This window comes from Streptomyces sp. UNOB3_S3, from assembly GCF_020740895.1.
Lineage (GTDB): Bacteria > Actinomycetota > Actinomycetes > Streptomycetales > Streptomycetaceae > Streptomyces.
In genome coordinates this window covers 1-3,041 of record NZ_JAILXP010000569.1, presented here as the reverse complement: position 1 = coordinate 3,041, position 3,041 = coordinate 1, and the positions used below count along the sequence as shown (strand labels likewise).

Here is a 3,041-nt window from a genome sequence, read left to right as displayed (position 1 = left end):
AGCTTGCGGACCAGCGGGGTGACGTAGGCGCCGTCCGTCGCCGCTCCGGCGACGGACGGCGCCTACGTCACCCCGCTGGTCCGCAAGCTCGCCGCCGAGTCCGGCGTCGACCTGCGCACCGTCGCGGGCACCGGCGTCGGTGGCCGCATCCGCAAGCAGGACGTCATCGCCGCCGCCGAGGCCGCCAAGGCCGCGCCGGCCCCGGCCACTGTGACTGCCGCGGGCCCTGCCGCCGCTGCCCCGAAGGCCGCCCCGGCCCTCGCGGTCTCGCCGCTGCGCGGTCAGACGGTCAAGATGCCGCGCATGCGCAAGGTCATCGCCGACAACATGATGAAGGCGCTGCACGGCCAGGCTCAGCTGAGCTCCGTGATCGAGGTGGACATCACCAAGATCATGCGGATGCGCGCCAAGGCCAAGGACGGCTTCGCCGCCCGCGAGGGCGTCAAGCTCTCCCCGATGCCGTTCTTCGTCAAGGCCGCCGTCCAGGCGCTGAAGGCCCACCCGGTCATCAACGCCCGGATCAACGAGGACGAGAACACCATCACCTACTTCGACTCCGAGAACGTCGGCATCGCCGTCGACTCGGAGAAGGGCCTGATGACCCCGGTCATCAAGGGTGCCGGTGACCTCAACATCGCGGGTATCGCGAAGAAGACGGCCGAGCTGGCGGGCAAGGTCCGCTCCAGCAAGATCAGCCCGGACGACCTGGCCGGCGCGACCTTCACGATCAGCAACACCGGCTCGCGCGGTGCGCTGTTCGACACGGTCATCGTGCCGCCGAACCAGGTCGCGATCCTCGGCATCGGTGCCACGGTCAAGCGCCCCGTGGTCATCGAGACCGAGGAGGGCACCACCATCGGCGTCCGCGACATGACCTACGTGACGCTCTCCTACGACCACCGTCTGGTGGACGGCGCCGACGCCGCCCGCTACCTGACCACGGTCAAGCAGATCCTGGAGGCCGCCGAGTTCGAGACCGAGATCGGTCTCTGATCCCGGTAGCCCCACGGCTGCACCGCCAAGGGCGCGGCCCCGGCTTCGTATCCGTACGAGCCGGGGCCGCGCCCTTGCGCGTGCCTCCATCCGGGCACCCCTGCCGGAACAAACACCCCTGCCGGGATAATGGACCCAGATCCCCCGCCGAGGAGCACCGCATGTCACCGCCCGTCGTCCATTCGCTGCGCGAGCAGATCCGCGAGCACATCCTCGAAGGGATCGTCAGCGGCCGCTGGCAGCCGGGCGAGCGGATCGTGGAGCGGCGGATCGCCGCCGAACTGCTCGTCAGCCAGACCCCCGTGCGCGAGGCGCTGCGGGAGCTGGAGTCGCTGCGGCTGATCGAGTCCGTCCCCAACAAGGGCGTCCGGGTGCGCGACCTCACCGCCGCCGACCTCAAGGAGAGCTACCCGGTCCGGGCGGGCCTGGAGGCGGTCGCCGCCGAGCTGTCGGCGGACACCCTGGCCGAGGACGCCTCCGCGCTGGAGCGCGAGGTGACCGCCCTGCGGACGGCCGACCTGGCACACGACAGCGAGGCCCAGGCGCGCCACACGGTGGCCTTCCACCGCGAGATCGTCCAGGCCTCGGGGAACTCCGTCCTCCTCCACACCTGGGAGTCCCTGGGCATCGAGGTGTGGACGGCCCTGTCGATCCGCTGGCTGAGCCCGGAGCCCCGGCCCCACGCGGAGGACCACGCCGCGATCGTCCGGGCCTTCCGGGAGCGCGACCCGGGCATCGGGGAGCTGCTGAAGCGGCACGTGCTGAGCTGCGCGCCGCAGATCTGACGCGTCCGGGGCCGTCCGGGGCCGTCCGGGGCTGTCCGGCCCCGGATCCTTCCCCGGAAGTTTCCCGGGAAGGATTGATCGATCATCGATCAAAGGCGTATCGTCTCCCGCTGGAGCCGCACCGCGCCGCCCTGTCCTGTGTCGCGGTACGGCTCAGGGGTGACGACAGGACCCCGCGCGCTCGATCCGATGCCCTGGCTGGCACGCGGGTTCCTGTCGTCGCGCCCCACCACGCCACGGGACCTGGTGGTCCCGGCATCATGGGCCCATGCGCGCGGCCCGTCTCATCAAGCTCGTCCTGCTGCTCCAGTCCCGCCCGTCCATGACCGGTGGTGAGCTGGCGCGCGAGCTGGAGGTCTCCGAGCGCACCGTCGCCCGGGACATCACCGCCCTGTCCGAGGCCGGGGTGCCCGTCTACGCGGACCGCGGTCGTGCGGGCGGCTACCGGCTGATCGGCGGCTACCGCACCCGGCTCACGGGGCTGGGCCGGGCCGAGGCCGAGGCCCTCTTCCTCTCCGGCGTGCCGGCCGCCCTGCGCGACATGGGCCTGGCCGACGCCGCGTCCGCCGCCCGCCTCAAGGTCTCCGCCGCCCTGATCCCGGAACTCAGCGACGCCCCCACGAGCGCCGCCCAGCGCTTCCACCTGGACGCCCCCGCCTGGTGGCGGCCCGGCGACCCGCCCGAACTGCTGCCCGCCGTCGCCGACGCCGTCTGGGACGACCGCCGGATGACGGCCCGCTACGCCCGCCGGGACGGGGACGAGGTCGAGCGCGACCTGGAGCCGTACGGGCTCGTCCTCAAGGCGGGCGTCTGGTACCTGGCCGCGCGCGCGGCCGGCCGTGCGGACGGGGAGTTCCGGGTCTACCGGGTGGACCGGTTCACGGCCGTCACGGTCGGGGAGGAGCGCTTCCAGCGGTCGGACTCATTCGACCTGCCGGCCTTCTGGGAGGAACGGGCGGCGGAGTTCGCCCGCTCGATCCTGCGCGAACGGGTGGAGGTGCGGCTCACGCCGGAGGGCGCGCGACGGCTGCCGCACGTCACGGACGCGCGGGCGGCGGAGGAGGCGCTGACCGCCGCCGGTGGCCCGGACGGGCGGGGGCTGGTGACCGTCGACCTGCCGGTGGAGTCGCTGGAGGTGGCGTACGCGCAGCTGCTGGCGCTGGGGCCGGAGGCGGAGGTCCTGGGTCCGTCTTCTCTGCGATCCCGCTTCGCGGAGGCGGCGCGGCGGGCAGCACGGTTGTACGGCTGAGGCCGGTGGGTGGG

2 protein-coding genes and 1 pseudogene are annotated in these 3,041 nt (G+C 72.9%); all 3 read left to right on the top strand.

Going from position 1 to position 3,041, the window contains the following annotated elements; genetic code table 11:
• Positions 1-27: 27 nt before the first annotated feature.
• Positions 28-993 (top strand): annotated as a pseudogene (gene sucB, locus K6I33_RS33710) (2-oxoglutarate dehydrogenase, E2 component, dihydrolipoamide succinyltransferase); the annotation flags it as partial.
• Positions 994-1,154: 161 nt separating this feature from the next.
• The gene (locus K6I33_RS33705) at positions 1,155-1,778 is read left to right on the top strand and encodes a GntR family transcriptional regulator (protein ID WP_229358595.1); all 624 of its coding nucleotides are present in this window, start codon (positions 1,155-1,157) and stop codon (positions 1,776-1,778) included.
• Positions 1,779-2,046: 268 nt separating this feature from the next.
• Positions 2,047-3,027 (top strand): YafY family protein, encoded by a 981-nt coding sequence (locus K6I33_RS33700; RefSeq protein WP_229358593.1) that lies wholly within the window; start codon positions 2,047-2,049, stop codon positions 3,025-3,027.
• Positions 3,028-3,041 lie beyond the last annotated feature (14 nt).

Coding starts and splice junctions, on each gene's coding strand:
- K6I33_RS33705 (WP_229358595.1), top strand. CDS start 1,155: ATGTCACCGCCCGTCGTCCATTCGCTGCGCGAGCAGATCCGCGAGCAC.
- K6I33_RS33700 (WP_229358593.1), top strand. CDS start 2,047: ATGCGCGCGGCCCGTCTCATCAAGCTCGTCCTGCTGCTCCAGTCCCGC.